Raw genomic sequence first — 17,236 nt, forward strand, 5'->3', positions numbered from 1 at the left:
CGCGGCTGGACGGCGTCCCCCCATCGACCGAGCCGTCTCACGCGATGAGACGGGAAGCGTAGCGGGAGGCGATGTGGCGGAAAGGAACTCTGGCGGCGCCGTAGGAGCCGCGGGCAGGGCACCCGCGGCCGACAGGTGCGACGCGATACGCAATGTCGTGCTGGTCGGCCATTCAGGAGCGGGTAAGACGACCCTCGTCGAACAGCTGCTGGCCGCGACGGGCACCATCCAGCGCCCTGGACGGGTCGAGGACGGCAACACGGTCACCGACTTCGACGAGGTCGAGGTCCGGCAGCAGCGGTCCGTCAACCTCGCCGTGGCGCCGCTGGTGCACAACGGCATCAAGATCAACCTTCTCGACACCCCCGGATACGCCGACTTCGTGGGCGACCTGCGCGCCGGGCTGCGCGCGGCCGACGCGGCGCTCTTCGCGGTCTCGGCGTCCGAAGGCGTGGACGGGCTCACCCAGATGCTCTGGGAGGAGTGCTCGCAGGTGGGCATGCCGCGGGCGGTCGTCATCACCAAGATCGACCACCAGCGCGCGGACTTCGACGAGGTGCTGACCACCTGCCAGGACGTCTTCGGTGACGGCGTGGCACCGCTCTACCTCCCGGTCATCACCAACGGCCACGTCAACGGACTCATCGGGCTGCTCACCCAGAAGTACTACAACTACGCCACCGGCACCCGCGCGGAGAAGGACCCGGGCGCCGAGTACGAGACGCAGATCGAGGAGTACCGCGGCAGCCTGATCGAGGGCATCATCCAGGAGAGCGAGGACGAGTCGCTCATGGAGCGCTACCTCGAGGGTGAGCCCATCGACACCAAGGTCCTCATCGAGGACCTGGAGAAGGCCGTCGCGCGCGGCAGCTTCTACCCGGTGCTGTGCAGCGGGCTGGGCGTGGGCGCCCAGGAGATCCTGGAGCTGATGACGCAGGGCTTCCCCTCGCCGCTCGAACACCCGATGCCGGAGATCACCGACCTGTCGGGCAAGCCGGTCAAGGGCATCACGTGCGACCCCGACGGGCCGCTCGTGGCGGAGGTCGTCAAGACCACCAGCGACCCGTACGTGGGCCGCATCAGCCTCGTCCGCGTCTTCTCCGGCACGCTGCGCCCCGACATGACCGTGCACGTCTCCGGCCATGGCCTGGCCGACCGCGGGCACGAGGACCACGACGTGGACGAGCGCATCGGCACCCTGACCTGTCCGCTGGGCAAGCACCAGCGCGCCGCCGCCAAGGCGATGGCGGGCGACATCGTGGCCGTGGCGAAGCTGTCGCGCGCCGAGACCGGCGACACGCTGTCCGAGGTCGACAACCCGCTGCTGATGACGTCGTGGAGCATGCCTGAGCCGCTGCTGCCGGTGGCGATCAGGGCCAAGTCGAAGGCCGACGAGGACAAGCTGTCGCAGGCCCTCGGCAGGCTGGTGGCCGAGGACCCGACGCTGCGCCTGGAGAACAACGCCGAGACCCGCCAGCTCGTCCTGTGGTGCATGGGCGAGGCCCACACCGACGTGCTGCTCGACCGGCTGTCCAAGCGGCACGGCGTCGAGGTCGAGCGCATCGACCTTCGGGTGCCGCTGCGCGAGACGTTCGGCGGCAGGTGCCAGGCGATGGGCCGCAACGTCAAGCAGACCGGCGGCCACGGCCAGTACGCCATCTGCCACCTGGAGGTCGAGCCGCTGCCGTCGGGCGGGGGCTTCGAGTTCGTCGACAAGATCGTGGGCGGCGTGGTGCCGCGGCAGTTCATCCCGTCGGTGGAGAAGGGCGTGCGCGCGCAGATGGAGCGCGGCGTCGTCGCCGGCTATCCGATGGTGGACGTGCGCGTCACCCTGTACGACGGCAAGGCCCATTCGGTCGACTCCTCCGACATGGCCTTCCAGATCGCGGGCCAGCTCGCGCTGAAGGAGGCCGCGTCCAAGGTGCCGACGCTGCTGCTGGAGCCGGTGGACGAGATCTCGGTGCTGGTGGCCGACGACTACGTGGGCTCGGTGATGTCGGACCTGTCGTCGCGGCGCGGGCGCGTGCTCGGCACCGAGCCGGTGGGCACCGGACGTACGCTCGTCAAGGCCGAGGTGCCCGAGCTGGAGATCACGCGGTACGCCATCGACCTGAGATCCATGTCACACGGCACGGGCACGTTCACGAGGACGTTCCTGCGCTACGAACCGCTGCCGTCGAACCTCGCGAGCAAGGTGGCCGCCGCGGATTGAGCCGTTAGCTGTGCCGGGAGGGCGTTCGTCCCTCCCGGCACAGCTTTTTACTTTTGTCACGAACGTATCACGCTTTGATTGCGGTTTCCGTCCCGAGCATGCCCCCGAAGCTGTCACACTGGGTGGCACTATGCGAACTGGACGCCCACTCCTAGCCGCCGCCGCCCTCGCGATCGCCACCACCGGCGCCGCCTACGCCTTCGGCCCCGACGCCAAGCCGGGCAACGCGGCGAGCTCGAAGAAGACGGCCACCGCCGCCGCGCCCGCGGCCGCCTGCAAGCCCGACGCCCGCTACCCCAAGCGCGAGCTGCGCGGGGTGTGGATCGCCACGACGACCAACATCGACTGGCCGTCGAAGACCGGGCTGAGCAAGGCCAGGCAGCAGGCCGAATACGTGAAGATCCTCGACAGCGCCGCCAAGCGCAACTTCAACGCGGTCTTCGTGCAGGTGCGGCCCGCCTCCGACGCGCTCTACAAGTCCTCGCTGGAGCCCTGGTCGCAATACCTGACCGGCACCGCGGGCAAGGACCCCGGCTGGGACCCGCTGCCGTTCCTCATCGACGAGGCGCACAAGCGCGGCATGGAGTTCCACGCCTGGTTCAACCCCTACCGCGCCTCCTACGACGACAGCATCGCCAAGCTGCCCGCCGGGCACCCGGCGAAGAAGCACCCCGCCTGGACGGTCAAATACGGCGGCCGCCTCTACTACAACCCCGGCCTGCCCGCCGTGCGCGACCACGTGACCAAGGTCATCACCGACGTGGTCGGCCGCTACGACATCGACGGCGTGCACTTCGACGACTACTTCTACCCCTACCCGGTGGCGGGCGCGACGTTCGACGACGCCGCCGCGTTCAAGAAGTACGGCAAGGGCCAGAAGCTCGCCGACTGGCGGCGGGGCAACGTCGACAAGCTCGTCGAGCAGGTCGACTCGGCCGTGCACAAGGCGAAGAACCACGTCAAGTTCGGCATCAGCCCGTTCGGCATCTGGCGTAACACCTCCAACGACCCCAGCGGGTCCAAGACGTCCGGCATGTCCGCCTACGACGCGATCTACGCCGACGCCCGCTCCTGGATCAAGTCCGGCACCGTCGACTACGTCCTGCCGCAGCTCTACTGGCCGCGCGGGCACAAGGCGGCCGACTACCGCACGCTGGTGCGCTGGTGGTCCGACGCGGTCAAGGGCAGCGACGTGCAGCTCTGGATCGGTCAGGGCCTCTACCGCGTCGGCACCAAGGACGACAGGGCCTGGACCAAGGCCGGCGAGCTGCCCGCCCAGATCGGCCTCAACCGCGACAGCAAGCAGGTCAGCGGCGCCGTCTACTTCAGCGCCAAGCAGTTGCTGACCAACCCGCTCGGCGCGATGGACCGGGTCGCCAAGACCCACTACAGCCGTCCGGCGCTGCAGCCGCTGATGAAGGAGCGCGGCGGCCAGGCTCCCGCCGCGCCCGCGGGCGTCAAGGCGTCCGGCGCGCAGCTGTCGTGGAAGCCGTCCGACGGGGCCCGCGGCTACGCCGTCTACCAGGTGCCGAAGTCCGGCAAGGACTGCCGCACCACCGACGCGCGCAACCTGGTGGCCGTGGTGAGCGACCCCTCCTATGCCGCGAAGTCGGCCGGCACCTACCTGGTGACCGCGCTCGACCGGCTGCACAACGAGAGCAAGGCGGTCAAGGTGAAGGTGGACGCGACCTGACGCTTCGCCTGCTGAGCCGTTGAGGGCCGGTCCCCGTGACGGGGACCGGCCCTTTCGCCGTTCTCCCGCGTACGGGAGTGACCCGTGAGAGGGTGGTCACGTCCTGTGACGCGGCCGGGACCGTGGCCGTGCCACAGTGCCTCAGTAGGCGAGCGCGGGAGGTCATCGGCGTGTGGCGCGCTTTGGTCGTACTGGCCGTTCTGGCCGGTCAGGTGCTGGCCGCCCAGGCGGCGTCCGCCACCGAGCCGCCCGCCGGGCGAGTGGCGCTCATCGGGGTGCCTGGGCTGCATTGGAACGATCTCACCCCGGACGACACGCCCAACCTGTGGGAGCTGGCCAGGACGAGCGCCGTCGGCTCGCTGTCGGTCCGTACGGTCGGCAGCGTCACCTGCCCCTACGACGGCTGGCTGACGGTCTCGGCGGGCACCAGGTCCGCCAGCGGCTACGCGTGCGGCGCTCCCCCGCTCCCGCAGGCCGGCGGCGAGGGCGCCGTCATCCCCGGCTACCGCTACCTCATCGATGTGGCGGGCCAGCGGAGCGCCGGCACGCTCGGCGAGACGCTCAGGGCGGCCGGCCGGTGCTCGATCGCGATCGGCCCCGGCGCCGCGCTGGCCCTGGCCGACCGGCACGGCGCGGTGGCCCGCTACCACGACTCCCCGCTCCGCGTCGGCACCGCGGACCTGGCCCGCTGCCCCCTGGTCGCCATGGACGTCGACGACCTCATCCGCCCCTACCTGACCGCCGAAGGCGCTGGAGCGGGGGCGAGGGCGGGGGCGGGGACCGGAGCAGGGGCGGGGGCGGCCACCGGCCCAGGCGCAGGGGCGGGGGCGGGCACCGGCGCAGGGGGCGGCGCTGAGGTCGGTGAGGGTGGCCGGCTTCCCCGGGTGCCGGACAAGCTGTCCGCCGCCGATCGGCGTGACGCGCTCCAGCTCGCCGATGCCAAGGCGGGCGCGCTGCTGTCGGTGCTGCCCGCGGGCACGACGGTGCTGCTGGCCGGGCTGTCGGACCACGGGTCCGTGCCGCACCTGCGGGTGGCCGCGATGCGCGCGCCAGGCACGGAGGGGCACCTGCTGGGCGCGGCCTCCACCCACCGCGAGGACATCTCGATCCTCACCGACCTGACCGCCACCGTGCTGAGCGAGCTGGGCGTGCCGGTGCCCGCCACGGTCGTGGGCACGCCGCTGCGTGTCGGCCCGGCCGGCGCCACGATCGCGGACCTGCGCAGGGACGACGCCACCGCCCAGTCCATCAGGTCCGTCAAGGGCGTCTACTTCACCGTGGTGGCCGTGCTGCAGGTGGCGTTCTACCTGGCGGCGTTCCTGCTGCTGCGCCGGCGCAGGGGCCTGTCGCCGGTACGCGTGGCCGCCGTCGCGCTGGCCGCCCTGCCCGTCTCCAGCTATCTGGTCAACCTGCTGCCGTGGACGGGCCTGCCGCAGCTCGTCGGCGGCGTGCTGGCGTGGGCGGCGGCGGTGACGGCGGTGGCGTTCGCCGGCCCGTGGCGGCGAAGGCCGCTCGGCCCCCCGGCCGTGGTGGCCGGGGTGACCGCGCTGACGCTCGCCGGCGACCTGCTGACCGGCACGACGCTGCAGCTCAACAGCGTCATGGGGTACGGCGCCGACGTCGGAGCCCGCTACTACGGGCTGGGCAACATCCCGTTCGCGCTGCTGGCGACCGGCACGCTGCTGGCCGCCACCGTCATCGCGCACCGCTGGCCGGGCCGGGCGGGCGTGGGCGCGATCGTCACGCTGGGCGCGTTCGCGATGGTGCTGGGCGGCTCGGGGCTGGGCAGCGACTTCGGCGGCGTGATCGCGTTCGTGCCCGGCATCGCGGTGACCGCGCTCATCCTGTCCGGCCGCCGGGTCTCCCTGGTGAAGCTGGGCGCCTGCTGCGCGGCCGGCGGCGTGATCGTCATGGGCTTCGCCTGGCTCAACCACCTGCGGCCGCCGAGCGAGCAGTCGCACCTCGGCAGGTTCGTGGGGCAGGTGCTGACCGGGGAGGCGCTCGACGTCATCTGGCGCAAGCTGCACGCCATGCTGGCCACCCTGCTCAGCCCGAACCTGATGCCGATCGTGATCGCCGCCGCGGCGTTCCTCGGCTACGCGATCCTGCGGCCCGAGCAGGCGTCGGCGGGGGTGGTGCCGGCCGCGTTCGAGCACTCCCCCGCGCTGCGCGCCGGCCTCATCGGCACGCTCGTCAGCGGCGTCGTCGGCATGCTGGTCAACGACTCGGGCGCGGCGGTGCTGTCGATGGCGCTCGCGCTGGCCGTACCGCTGCTGCTGGCCACCGGCATCGGCGCGCTGCCCGCGGCCGGGCGGTCGCGCCCGTCAGTCCCAGGCGTCGGCGAGCAGCTGGCGGGTGTCGCGAAGTAGCTGCGGCAGCACCTTCGTCTGCGCGACGACCGGCATGAAGTTGGTGTCGCCGCCCCAGCGGGGCACGACGTGCTGGTGCAGGTGCGCCGCGATGCCGGCGCCCGCGACGTGGCCGAGGTTCATGCCGACGTTGAAGCCCTGCGCGCCGCTCGCCTTGCGCAGCGCCCGCAGCGAGCGCTGCGTGAAGTCGCCCAGCTCCGCCACCTCCGCCGCGTCCAGCTCGTCGTAGTCGGACACGTGACGGTAGGGCACCACCATCAGATGGCCCGAGTTGTACGGGTAGAGGTTGAGCACGGCGTACACCACCTGCCCGCGCTTGACGATCAGGCCCTCCTCGTCGGTCATCTTCGGGATGGCGTCGAACGGGCACCCGTCGCCAGGCCCGGTGCCGGTCGGTTTGTTCTCGCCCTTGATGTAGGCCATCCGATGCGGGGTCCACAGCCGTTCGAAGTTGTCGGGGGACCCTGCCCCTGCCTGATCGTGCATATCTAGCAGCATAGGACCCCGGACAAACCGGGTCTTCTTCCGGCACAATCGCGTGCACCCCCAACAGGAGGACGCGATGAGTGAAGCCCTGGCCGAACAGGTGGCCGAACAGACCGCCCCACCCGCCGACCCACCCTCCGAAGGCTCCCGAGGCGGCGAGCCGTCGTACATCGAGGCGCCGACCGCCGATGCCGCCGTCAAGGGGCGGATCAAGGTGGCCGACGAGGTCGTGGAGAAGGTCGCGGCGCTGGCCGCCCTGGAGGTGCCGGGCGTCGCCGACCTGGGCGGGGATCTGGTGCGGGCCTTCGAGTCCGTACGCGACCGCATCGGCATCGGCTCCCGCCGCAGCAACCAGGGTGTCAGCGCGCAGATCCAGGACCGCCAGGTGGCGGTCAGCCTGACGATCGTGGTCGAGTACGGTCACGTGGTCATGGACGTCGCCTCCGAGGTCAAGACGAACGTGGCGCGGACCGTCAGCCGGATGCTCGGCATGCGCGTCACCGAGGTCAACGTCACGGTGGACGACGTCCGTCTCCCCGGGGAGGGCCGCTCCGCTCCCCGCGAGGCCCCTGAGGACGACGCCTCCCCGGAGTCCTGACACCCTCCCGGCGGGCGGCTGCCAGGATGGCGGGTATGACCGATCAGCTTGAACCCATGCCCGAGGACTGGCAGCGCGCCCTGGCCATCGTGGCGCACCCCGACGACCTCGAATACGGCTGCGCGGCGGCGGTGGCGACCTGGACCGACGCGGGCCGCGACGTCGCGTACGTGATGGTGACCAGGGGCGAGGCGGGCATCGACACGCTCGCCCCCGCCGAGGCGGGGCCGCTGCGGGAGCGCGAGGAGCGGGCGAGCGCGGCGGTCGTCGGAGTGAGCAGCGTGGAGTTCCTCGACCACGCCGACGGGGTGATCGAGTACGGCACCCGGCTCCGGCGCGACCTCGCCACCGCCATCCGCCGGCACCGCCCCGAGCTCGTCATCACACTGAACTTCGACGACACCTGGGGCGGCACGATCTGGAACACCCCCGACCACCGCGCCGTCGGCCGCGCCACGATGGACGCCGTCGGCGACGCCGGCAACCGCTGGATCTTCCCCGACGCGGGCCCCGAGCCCTGGAACGGCGTCCGCTGGATCGCCGTGGCAGGCTCCGACACCCCCACCCACGCCGTGGACGTCACCCAGGGCCTGGAGCGCGGCGTCCGCTCCCTCACGGAACACCGCACCTACATCGAAGCCCTCCAGCCCGGCACCGACCCCGAGAAATACGCCCGCGACTTCCTCGAAGGCTCGGCGCACGACGAGGCCTCCCGGTTCGGCGGCGCCCCCGCCGTCTCCTTCCGCCTCTACCCCCGCTGAGGCTCCTGGCAAAGGGGGCACGCCCAGAGGGCACCCGCCAGAAGCACCGCCCAGAGGGCACCCGCCGGGAACACCGCCCTCCCTTGAAAAGCGTCAGCCTCCCTCTGAGAGGGAGGCTGAGGCTTCGGTGGGGTCAGACCTGGATGCGGCGCTCCACGGCGCTGACGATCTCGGCGATGGCGTCTTCGATCGGGACGCCGTTCTTCTGCTCGCCGCTGCGGTAGCGGAACGAGACCGCGCCGTTGGCGATGTCGTCGTCGCCGGCCAGGAGCATGAACGGCACCTTGGCCTTCTGCGCGTTGCGGATCTTCTTCTGCATGCGGTCGTCGGCCGCGTCGACCTCGATCCGGACGCCGCTCGCGCGCAGCCGCTTGGCGACGTCGTGCAGGTAGGGGACGTGGGCCTCGGCGATCGGGATGCCGACCACCTGGACCGGGGCGAGCCAGGGCGGGAAGGCGCCGGCGTAGTGCTCGGTGAGCACGCCCAGGAAGCGCTCGACGGAGCCGAACAGCGCCCGGTGGATCATCACCGGGGTCTGCCGGGAGCCGTCGGCGGCCTGGTATTCGAGGCCGAAGCGCTTGGGCTGGTTGAGGTCGAGCTGGATGGTGGACAGCTGCCAGGTGCGGCCGATGGCGTCTCTGGCCTGGACGGAGATCTTGGGGCCGTAGAAGGCCGCGCCGCCCGGGTCGTCGACGAGCTCGAGGCCGGACTCGGTGGCCACCTGGCGCAGCGCGTCGGTGGCCTCCTGCCACTCGGCCGGGTCACCGATGAACTTCTCGGAGTCGTCGCGGGTCGACAGCTCGAGGTAGAAGTCGTTGAGCCCGAAGTCGCGCAGCACGCTCAGCACGAACCGCAGCAGCGACTTGATCTCGTCGGCCATCTGCTCGCGGGTGGTGTAGATGTGGGCGTCGTCCTGCGTCATGCCGCGCACGCGGGTGAGGCCGTGGACGACGCCGGACTTCTCGTAGCGGTAGACCGAGCCGAACTCGCACAGCCGCAGCGGCAGCTCGCGGTAGGAGCGCCCGCGCGCCCTGAAGATCAGGTTGTGCATCGGGCAGTTCATCGGCTTGACGCGGTATTCGGTGCCCTCGAGCTCGAAGGCGGGGAACATGTCGTCGGCGTACCACGGCAGGTGGCCGGAGGTCTCGAACAGCGACGACTTGGTGATGTGGGGCGTGTTGACGAACTCGTAGCCCGCCTCGGCCTGCCGCCTGCGCATGTAGTCTTCCATCTCCTTGCGGATGATCCCGCCCTTGGGATGGAAGATCGGCAGGCCGCTGCCCAGCTCGGGTGGGAAGCTGAACAGGTCGAGCTCGGCGCCCAGCTTGCGGTGGTCGCGCTTTTCGGCCTCTTCGAGCAGCTTGAGGTATTCGTCCTGCTTGTCGCGGGACTCCCACGCGGTGCCGTAGATGCGCTGCAGCTGCGGGTTCTTCTCGCTGCCCCGCCAGTAGGCGCCGCCGGAGCGCATGAGCTTGAAGGCCGGGATGGACCGGGTGGAGGGCACGTGGGGCCCGCGGCACAGGTCCTTCCAGCGCAGCTCGCCGCTCTTGGGGTCGAGGTTGTCGTAGATGGTGAGCTGACCCGCCCCCACCTCGACCGACTCCTCCTGGTCGGCGCCGCCCTTGAGCCCGATCAGCTCCAGCTTGTAGGGCTCGGCCGCCAGCTCGGCCCGCGCCTCGTCGTCGGAGACGGGCCGGCGGGAGAACAGCTGCCCCTGCTTGACGATCTCGCGCATGCGCTTCTCGATGCGCTTGAGGTCGTCGGGGTTGAACGCCTGGGCAACGTCGAAGTCGTAGTAGAAGCCGTTGTCGACGGGCGGCCCGATGCCCAGCTTGGCCTCGGGGAACAGCTCCTGCACCGCCTGCGCCATGACGTGGGCGGTGGAGTGGCGGACGATGGACCGGCCGATCTCGCTGGAGACCTCGACGGGCTCGACCGCGTCGCCGTCGGACAGCGGATGGGCGAGGTCGCGGGGCTCGCCGTTGACCAGGGCGGCGATGACGGTGCGGCCGTCGGCCTCGAGCGCCTCACCGGCCGTCGTGCCGGCCGCGACCACACGCTCGGCTCCGGCGAGGGTGATGCGTAGCTCGGCTGACACGGTGACTCCTCGTGGATCGCGCTCGATGCCCGGCACCGAGGCAGGGTTCGGTGATGAGAACACCGATGCTATCGCGGGTGAAACCCCAGCTTTGTCAGCTCCTGCCGTGATCCGTGGAAGACGTTGCGGTCGACGGGGCTGCTGGCGTACTGGTGAATGGTCCAGTCGCGCCAGGGCCTGGGCACGGAAGGACGGCCGCGGGGGCTGTGCGGGCTGGCGATCCACAGGGGGTATTCCGCCAGCCCGGCGCAGTGGCCGCCGCGCGCGAACGCGTTGAAGGTGTAGATGAACGGCCGCACGCCGCCGTGCCGTTCGACGTAGTGGCACCAGCGGCGCGCGAAGCGGGCCACCCGCTCGGGCCGCGCGCCGTCGTTGGTCTCCAGGTCGAGCGCGACCAGGTCGCCGCGGCGGAGCCCGCCGGCCGACTGGATCACCCGCAGGAAGTGGCGGGCCTGCTCGATGGGGTCGCCCTTGGGCCTGGCGAAGTGGTAGGCGCCGCAGACGATCCAGCTCTCCCGCATGCCGTTCCAGTTGCGGGCGAACCACTTGTCGGTGAAGTCGCCGCCCTCGCTCGCCTTGGCGAAGGCGAAGGCGACCCCGGCCTCGGCATGACCTGCCCAGTCGACGGTGCCCTGCCAGTTGGACACATCAATGCCATGTAGCACGCTCTTCACCTTGTCGGATCTTATGGGGACGCCGGGCGCTCAGCTCTTCGCCGCGCCGGTCAGCAGGTCGAGTGTGCGCTGCCGGCCGGCGAACGGCGAGGCCACGAAGTCGGTCACCCCGGCCTGCCTGAGCTGGTCGAGCCTGGCGAGCACGGTGTCCTCGTCACCGACGACGGCGACGTCGCCGGGAGTCGCCGCGCCCTCCCTGTCGAGCATGGCACGGTAGCTGGGCAGCGTCCCGTACACCGAGAAGATCTCGTTGGCGCGGGCGACGGCGCCCTCGGGGTCGTCGGTGACGCTGATGGGCAGCGAGCAGACGATGCGCGGCTCAGGACGGCCGGCCTCGGCCGCGGCGGCCCTGATGGTCGGCGCGATGTGCTCGGCGATCGTCTTCGGCCCCGTCATCCAGAGCACGGTGCCGTCGGCGACGGTGCCGGCGAGCTTGAGCATGCGGGGGCCGAGCGCGGCCACGAGCACGGGCAGGCCCGCGCCCGGCGTGCCGAGCTTCAGCTCGGCCTTGAGCGTCTCGCCCTGGTACGACACCTGCTCGCCGCGCGAGAGCGGCAGCAGGATGTCCAAGTACTCCTTCATGTGCCTGCCGGGCCGCTCGAAGCTGTAGCCGTAGACGCCCTCGATGACGACCTGGTGCGACAGGCCGATGCCGAGCGTGAACCGGCCGCCCAGTGCGGCGTTGGCGGTCATGGCCTGCTGGGCGAGCACGGCCGGGTGGCGCGGGTAGGTGGGCACGACCGCGGTGCCGAGCTCAAGAGGCGGGGCCTGCACGCCGGCCGCCGTCAGGGCGGTGATGGCGTCGAGGCCGAAGATGTTGGACAGCCAGGCCGAGGTGAAGCCGCGCTCGGCGGCGCCGGCGATCTGGTCGCGCAGGCCGGTGATGGGGTCACCGTCTTTGGCGGACTCCGAGAGCAGGATGCCGTATCGCATGGAACAGAACTCCGTTCTAGTGACTGAGGCGAATGTATCCCCCCACGCCGCCACGCGATCACCCGCCGGGCCGCTCCCCGTTTGTAAAGTGACCTACATGACCCACGAACGCGCAGGACAGCCCGCCCGGCCCTCCGACCTGGTCGACGTCGCCAGGCTGGTGACGTCCTATTACGCGCTGCATCCCGACGCCGGCGAGGTGGGGCAGCGGGTCGCGTTCGGCACCTCGGGGCATCGGGGCTCGTCGCTGAAGACGGCCTTCAACGAGGACCACATTCTGGCGACCAGCCAGGCGATCTGCGAATACCGGCGCGACCAGGGCACCGACGGCCCCTTGTTCCTGGGCATCGACACCCACGCGCTCTCGGAGCCCGCGCGCGTGTCGGCCCTTGAGGTGTTCGCGGCCAACGGCGTCGACGTGCTGATCGACTCGCGCGACGGCTACACGCCGACGCCCGCCGTCTCCCACGCCATCCTGCGCCACAACCAGGGCCGCACGAGCGGCCTGGCCGACGGCGTGGTGGTGACGCCGTCGCACAACCCGCCGGGCGACGGCGGGTTCAAGTACAACCCGCCGCACGGCGGACCGGCCGGCACCGAGGCCACCTCGTGGATCCAGGACCGCGCCAACCAGCTGCTGCAGGACGGTCTCAAGGGCGTGCGCCGGGTCCCCTACGCCACGGCGCTGCAGCGGGCGGGCCGCTACGACTTCCTCGGCACGTACGCCGACGACCTGCCCAGCGTCGTCGACCTCGACGCGATCAGGTCGGCCGGGGTGCGCATCGGGGCCGACCCGCTGGGCGGGGCGAGCGTGGCCTACTGGGGGGAGATCGCCGAGCGGCACGGGCTGTCGCTGACCGTGGTCAACCCGCTGGTCGATCCGACGTGGCGGTTCATGACGCTCGACTGGGACGGCAAGATCCGCATGGACTGCTCGTCGCCGTACGCGATGGCCTCCCTCATCTCCGCCCGCGACACCTACGACATCGCCACCGGCAACGACGCCGACGCCGACCGGCACGGCATCGTCACCCCCGACGGCGGCCTGATGAACCCCAACCACTACCTCGCCGTCGCCATCTCCTACCTCTACGCCCACCGCGACGGCTGGCCCGCCGGCGCAGGCGTGGGCAAGACGATGGTGAGCAGCGGCATCATCGACCGCGTGGCGCAGTCGCTGGGGCGGCGGCTGTACGAGGTGCCGGTCGGCTTCAAGTGGTTCGTGCCCGGCCTGCTCGACGGGTCGCTCGGGTTCGGCGGCGAGGAGAGCGCGGGTGCGTCGTTCCTGCGGCGCGACGGGTCGGTGTGGACGACCGACAAGGACGGCATCATCCTCGCCCTGCTGGCCTCCGAGATCCTCGCCGTCACCGGCGAGTCGCCGAGTGCCCACTACCGCGGGCTGACCGAGCGGTTCGGCGAGCCCGCGTACGCCCGCGTCGACGCGCCCGCCACCCGCGAGGAGAAGGCCGTGCTCGGCAAGCTGACGGCCGCGCAGGTGACGGCCACGTCGCTGGCCGGTGAGCCGATCACGGCGGTGCAGACGTCGGCGCCCGGCAACGACGCCGCGCTCGGCGGCGTGAAGGTCTCGACGGAGAACGCCTGGTTCGCGGCCCGGCCTTCGGGCACCGAGGACGTCTACAAGATCTACGCCGAGTCCTTCAAGGGCCCCGACCACCTCGCCGAGGTTCAGGAGGAGGCCCGCTCCCTGGTCTCCGCCGCCCTCGCCTGAGCGGCCCGCCCCAGGCTGGAGCGGACCTCGGGCGGGAGCGGACCTCGGGCGGGAGCGGACCTCGGGCGGGAGCAGGCCTCGGGTGAGGGCCCGCCGGTCGGAGGCCCGCCGCCCGAATGCCTGCCGAGAGTCAGTAGCCGAGGTGGCGGCCGCCGTCGCCGATCAACACCTCACCCGTCACCAGGTCCGCTTCCAGCAGTCCGGTGACCATCTGGGCGATGTGGTCGGGCTGGGCGGTACGGCGGAGCGGGGCCTTCAGCTCCTCCTTGGCCGCCATCTCCGAGAACACCTGCTCCCCCACCCGGTCGATGTGCCAGCGGGTGGCCACGATGCCGGGCGCGACGGCGTTCACCCTGACCTCGGGGCCGAGCGCCACCGCCAGGTCACGGGTGAGGTGGATGAGCGCCGCCTTGCTCACCCCGTACGCGATGGACGACCCCGTGGCCTGCAGCCCCGCGATGGAGGCGACGTTGACGACGGCGCCCCGCGACGCGCGCAGGGCGGGGGCGAAGGCGCGGGCGCAGTAGAACGGCCCCATGAGGTTGACGCCGAGCAGCCGCCGCCACACCTCGTCCGTCAGCCCCTCCAGGTCGGGGAACGGCACCCAGGTGGTGGTACCCGCGTTGCACACCAGCGCGTCCACCCGCCCGTGGTCGGCGAGCACCCGCTCGGCCATCCGGCGTACGGCGGCGTCGTCGGACACGTCGGCCGCCACCGCCGACGCCTTGCAGCCCATGCTCTCCAGCCGCGAGACGGTGGCGCGGGCCTCGTCGGCCGAGCGGGAGTAGTTGACGACCACCGCCGCCGCGCCCCTGGCGGCCAGCCGCTCCGCCACCGCCGCGCCGATGCCGGTGCCGCCGCCGGTGATCACGGCGACGCTGCCGTTGATGTCCATGCCGGTCACTCCTTGAGTGGGTCGAAGGCCGCGATGTCGATGTCCTTGGATTCGCGTGAGGCGTAGAAGGCGGTGTGACGGTCAGCCCGAACAGGTTCACGCCGAGCAGCGCATTCCGTGACGAGCCGCTCGGCGCGCGTCCTGGCCTCGGGCTCCCCCGGAACGACCTCCTCGGGGACGGCTCCCCGGACGATCGCCCGGTCTCGACGCGGACTCGACGCGGTCTCGACGCGGTCGAGGTACGGCTTGACGCGCCGCGCGCCGTGCGGGCCGTGACCGGCCAAGTCGGCTTCCACCAGCGGCTCGGCGACGGCGGACGCCGTGTCGTGCGGTACGGACGCGGCGGTCAGGAGGTCGCGGGCGAGGGGGCGGAGGTGGTCGGCGGCGAGGACACGTACGGATGCGTTCACGGTGACCGGTCTCGCTTCGGCAGGACTGCGTTCCGTGTGCGCGCTTATGCCCGAATCGCCAGGGGGCCAAACGGCCGTCCGGAAAGGGCTTACCGCCCGAGTTCGGGGGCCGTGGCAGTGCTCATGCCCGTACGTCCGAGGTCGGCCCTGCGGCCCGCGGCGACGCCCGCGCGGTAGCCGGTGCCGCTGGTCCGCGGGACGCTCATGCGGACGTGCGGATAGTGCGCGGCGACCACCCGCTCGACCTCCGCCCTGCGGTCGGCCAGGACGATCGCGGTGCCGGTGGGCGCCGCCTCGGCCGCCGCCCGCTTCTCGGCCGCGCACAGCAGCCGGTAGACCTCGTCGGTGAAGCCGAGCAGCCAGGAGCGCCGGTAGGCGCGGACGGCGCCGGCCGGCGGCTCGGTCCTGGCCAGGCCGGAGGCCATCTGCAGCAGCAGCGAGGTGGCGAGCACGTCGGCCCGCTCCAGGTCGGCGGCGAAGCCGAACACGTGCACCCGCTGCCCGCCGTCGCCGCGCCCGATGAGCAGCGGCCGGCACCGTACGGCCTGCGCCACCAGGCTCACCAGCCTGGCCTTCTCCCTGGCCCACGGGGGCGGCAGGGTGACGATGCGGTCGGCGGGGGTCTGGCGGGTGCCGGCGGGCGGCAGCGAGTCGATGCCGTGCTTGGCCATCAGCGCCGACGCCGCGGCCATGAACGTGGCCCGCTCGTGCTCGTTGTCGGTGCGCTCGGCCTTGGCCAGCAGCTTCCTGACGCGGTCGAGCGTGCGCTCCCGCAACCGAGGCCCCCTCCCGTGCCCGCCTGTCTGCGGGAACGATGCTAGCCGGGGCTAGGACTTGCTCGTCAGGACCCGCCCGTCGTCGGCGATGGCGGGGAAGGCGCCGGTGTCAACGATGCCGTGCTGCTGGTAGAGCGCCTCGATGAGGGCGTGCGCGCGGGGCTCCAGCTTCCACAGGGAGCGGTATTCGCGCGCGGTGGCCAGCGAGATTCCGATCTCCTGGGCGATGTCCACCGTTCGCGGGACGATGCCCTTGGCGATCTGCCGGTCCCAGAACTCGCGGGCGGCCCGCATGAGGGCGGCGCGCTCGGCGGTGCTGACCACCTGCGGGGTGGCGTCGAGCACGGTGACGTCCTCGTCCTCCTCGCGGACCAGCTCGACCAGGGCGGGGGACAGCGCGGGGCGGGCGGGCACGGGGTGCTGCTCGGCGTCCTGCTCCCAGGGCACGCGGGGGTCGGCGTCGATGAGCGCGGAGGTGTTGTAGAGCGCGGCGATCTGGGCCAGCAGGGCCTCCTGGCGCTGCGGGTCGACGGCCAGGCCGGTGTGCTCGACGGCCTGGTCCATCGCCTTGTCGAGCTTGGCGAGCGCGACGCGCATCTTCCGCTCGGACGCGCCGCCCTCGCGCAGCGCCTTGGCCTTCTTGGCGGCCAGCGCGACCCTGGTCAGGCGGCGGTGGGCGTCGACCTCGCTGGCGGTACGGTCGCTGACCTCGGCCAGGCCCATCCTGACCATCAGCCGCTCGGGGGTGAGCCGCCAGTTGATGCGGCCGGTGCCGCGGATGCGGTGGCGCTCGATGGCCATGCCGCGCTCCCACAGCCAGGCGGCCACGAGCGGGGCGGCGAGGCGGAAGACGGCCTCGGGCAGGCTGCGCGCGTCCATGCTGGACAGCACGGCGGTCAGGCAGGTCAGGGCCCACACGGCGATGCCGTCGATGCCGGCGGAGAAGTTCTCGCGCATGTTGCGGCGGGCGCGTACGGCGCTGGTGATGATCGCGACCTCGATGAACGCGAACAGCAGTAACCGCAGCGGGCCGTCGAGCCCCAGCACGTCGCCGGAGAAGCGCCACATGCCCTGCGCGGACACGCCGGTGGCGATGGACGCGGCCACGACGGTCAGCACGTCCTCGATGGGGCGCGGGGCGACGTACCTGGACCACAACCAGGCGACGACGCGCCAGACGACCCTGAGCACCAGGAAGGCCAGGACCAGCCCGGCCAGGCTCAGCAGCGCGATGACGGCGGTGGCGAGCGGCTTCTCGGTGATGAAGGCTGTTATTTCCTCAAATGTCGGCATCTGTCACTATCCGTGAGGGCTCAAACTCCGGCTCTATGCGACGAGATCATCGCAGAATGTCGCCATCTTGTACGCCAAACGCCGTCTGCTGCCCCAGTTTGCCCTGGTTTCACGGCAGTTCTGTGACCTTGACGCAACGTACCGCCTGGAACGCGCCATCCCGCGCGCCCGGGGGGTGGCACCGGCTCGCGCGGCCCGCGCACAATGAGACCCGGAAGAGGCAGCTCAGCCGGTGACCCTGCCGCCGTCGTCGGCCAGTCGGAGGGGTAAATTCCTCCTTTCGGAGGGCAACACCCGCCCATCCGGATG

General features: G+C 71.6%; 14 protein-coding genes. 6 read left to right on the plus strand and 8 right to left on the minus strand.

Annotation, left to right across the window (positions count from 1 at the left end; translation table 11 throughout):
* Positions 1-73: 73 nt before the first annotated feature.
* The 3 genes from ACFFR3_RS19960 (at position 74) to ACFFR3_RS19970 (ending at position 6,274) form a co-directional block, all read left to right on the plus strand.
* Positions 74-2,212: an elongation factor G-like protein EF-G2 gene (locus ACFFR3_RS19960; RefSeq protein WP_379483610.1), complete on the plus strand. Its 2,139-nt coding sequence runs from the start codon at positions 74-76 to the stop codon at positions 2,210-2,212.
* 130 nt (positions 2,213-2,342) lie between these two features.
* Complete coding sequence (locus ACFFR3_RS19965; RefSeq protein WP_345386362.1) at positions 2,343-3,905, plus strand: glycoside hydrolase family 10-like protein; 1,563 nt, start codon at positions 2,343-2,345, stop codon at positions 3,903-3,905.
* A gap of 170 nt (positions 3,906-4,075) precedes the next feature.
* Positions 4,076-6,274, plus strand: a complete 2,199-nt coding sequence (locus ACFFR3_RS19970) for a hypothetical protein (RefSeq protein ID WP_379483611.1) — start codon at positions 4,076-4,078, stop codon at positions 6,272-6,274.
* Here the strand turns inward: ACFFR3_RS19970 and ACFFR3_RS19975 are convergent.
* Positions 6,230-6,760, minus strand: coding sequence for an HIT family protein (locus ACFFR3_RS19975; protein ID WP_364373654.1), 531 nt, complete (start codon positions 6,758-6,760; stop codon positions 6,230-6,232). The two genes, ACFFR3_RS19970 and ACFFR3_RS19975, sit on opposite strands and share 45 nt — an antisense overlap.
* A gap of 76 nt (positions 6,761-6,836) precedes the next feature.
* On the opposite strand from ACFFR3_RS19975, the gene ACFFR3_RS19980 reads away from it, so the two are divergent.
* Complete coding sequence (locus ACFFR3_RS19980) at positions 6,837-7,358, plus strand: Asp23/Gls24 family envelope stress response protein (protein WP_345386366.1); 522 nt, start codon at positions 6,837-6,839, stop codon at positions 7,356-7,358.
* Between the two features lie 35 nt (positions 7,359-7,393).
* On the plus strand, positions 7,394-8,119 hold the full coding sequence (locus tag ACFFR3_RS19985; RefSeq protein ID WP_379483612.1) for a PIG-L deacetylase family protein: 726 nt from the start codon (positions 7,394-7,396) through the stop codon (positions 8,117-8,119).
* Between the two features lie 133 nt (positions 8,120-8,252).
* Here ACFFR3_RS19985 and thrS read toward each other — a convergent pair whose 3' ends face one another.
* The 3 genes from thrS to ACFFR3_RS20000 form a co-directional block, all read right to left on the minus strand.
* Positions 8,253-10,217 (minus strand): threonine--tRNA ligase, encoded by a 1,965-nt coding sequence (gene thrS, locus ACFFR3_RS19990; protein ID WP_379483613.1) that lies wholly within the window; start codon positions 10,215-10,217, stop codon positions 8,253-8,255.
* A gap of 68 nt (positions 10,218-10,285) precedes the next feature.
* Positions 10,286-10,882 (minus strand): glycoside hydrolase family 25 protein, encoded by a 597-nt coding sequence (locus ACFFR3_RS19995; protein ID WP_364373646.1) that lies wholly within the window; start codon positions 10,880-10,882, stop codon positions 10,286-10,288.
* 39 nt (positions 10,883-10,921) lie between these two features.
* Positions 10,922-11,824 (minus strand): LLM class F420-dependent oxidoreductase, encoded by a 903-nt coding sequence (locus tag ACFFR3_RS20000; protein WP_364373643.1) that lies wholly within the window; start codon positions 11,822-11,824, stop codon positions 10,922-10,924.
* 97 nt (positions 11,825-11,921) lie between these two features.
* Between ACFFR3_RS20000 and pgm the strand changes: the two genes are divergently transcribed.
* Positions 11,922-13,553 (plus strand): phosphoglucomutase (alpha-D-glucose-1,6-bisphosphate-dependent), encoded by a 1,632-nt coding sequence (gene pgm / locus ACFFR3_RS20005; RefSeq protein ID WP_364373640.1) that lies wholly within the window; start codon positions 11,922-11,924, stop codon positions 13,551-13,553.
* A 130-nt stretch (positions 13,554-13,683) separates the two neighbouring features.
* Here the strand turns inward: pgm and ACFFR3_RS20010 are convergent, their stop codons facing one another.
* The 4 genes from ACFFR3_RS20010 to ACFFR3_RS20025 form a co-directional block, all read right to left on the minus strand.
* A complete protein-coding gene (locus ACFFR3_RS20010) occupies positions 13,684-14,448 on the minus strand; it encodes an SDR family NAD(P)-dependent oxidoreductase (RefSeq protein WP_364373637.1) in 765 nt (254 codons plus the stop codon).
* A gap of 5 nt (positions 14,449-14,453) precedes the next feature.
* The gene (locus ACFFR3_RS20015) at positions 14,454-14,858 is read right to left on the minus strand and encodes an Ldh family oxidoreductase (protein WP_379483614.1); all 405 of its coding nucleotides are present in this window, start codon (positions 14,856-14,858) and stop codon (positions 14,454-14,456) included.
* An 89-nt stretch (positions 14,859-14,947) separates the two neighbouring features.
* The gene (locus ACFFR3_RS20020; protein WP_379483615.1) at positions 14,948-15,634 is read right to left on the minus strand and encodes a DUF2786 domain-containing protein; all 687 of its coding nucleotides are present in this window, start codon (positions 15,632-15,634) and stop codon (positions 14,948-14,950) included.
* A gap of 51 nt (positions 15,635-15,685) precedes the next feature.
* Positions 15,686-16,927, minus strand: coding sequence for a hypothetical protein (locus ACFFR3_RS20025; RefSeq protein ID WP_364373628.1), 1,242 nt, complete (start codon positions 16,925-16,927; stop codon positions 15,686-15,688).
* Between the last annotated feature and the right edge of the window lie 309 nt (positions 16,928-17,236).

Origin of the sequence: Nonomuraea salmonea, from assembly GCF_042428605.1 — a bacterium.
Taxonomy (GTDB): domain Bacteria; phylum Actinomycetota; class Actinomycetes; order Streptosporangiales; family Streptosporangiaceae; genus Nonomuraea; species Nonomuraea salmonea.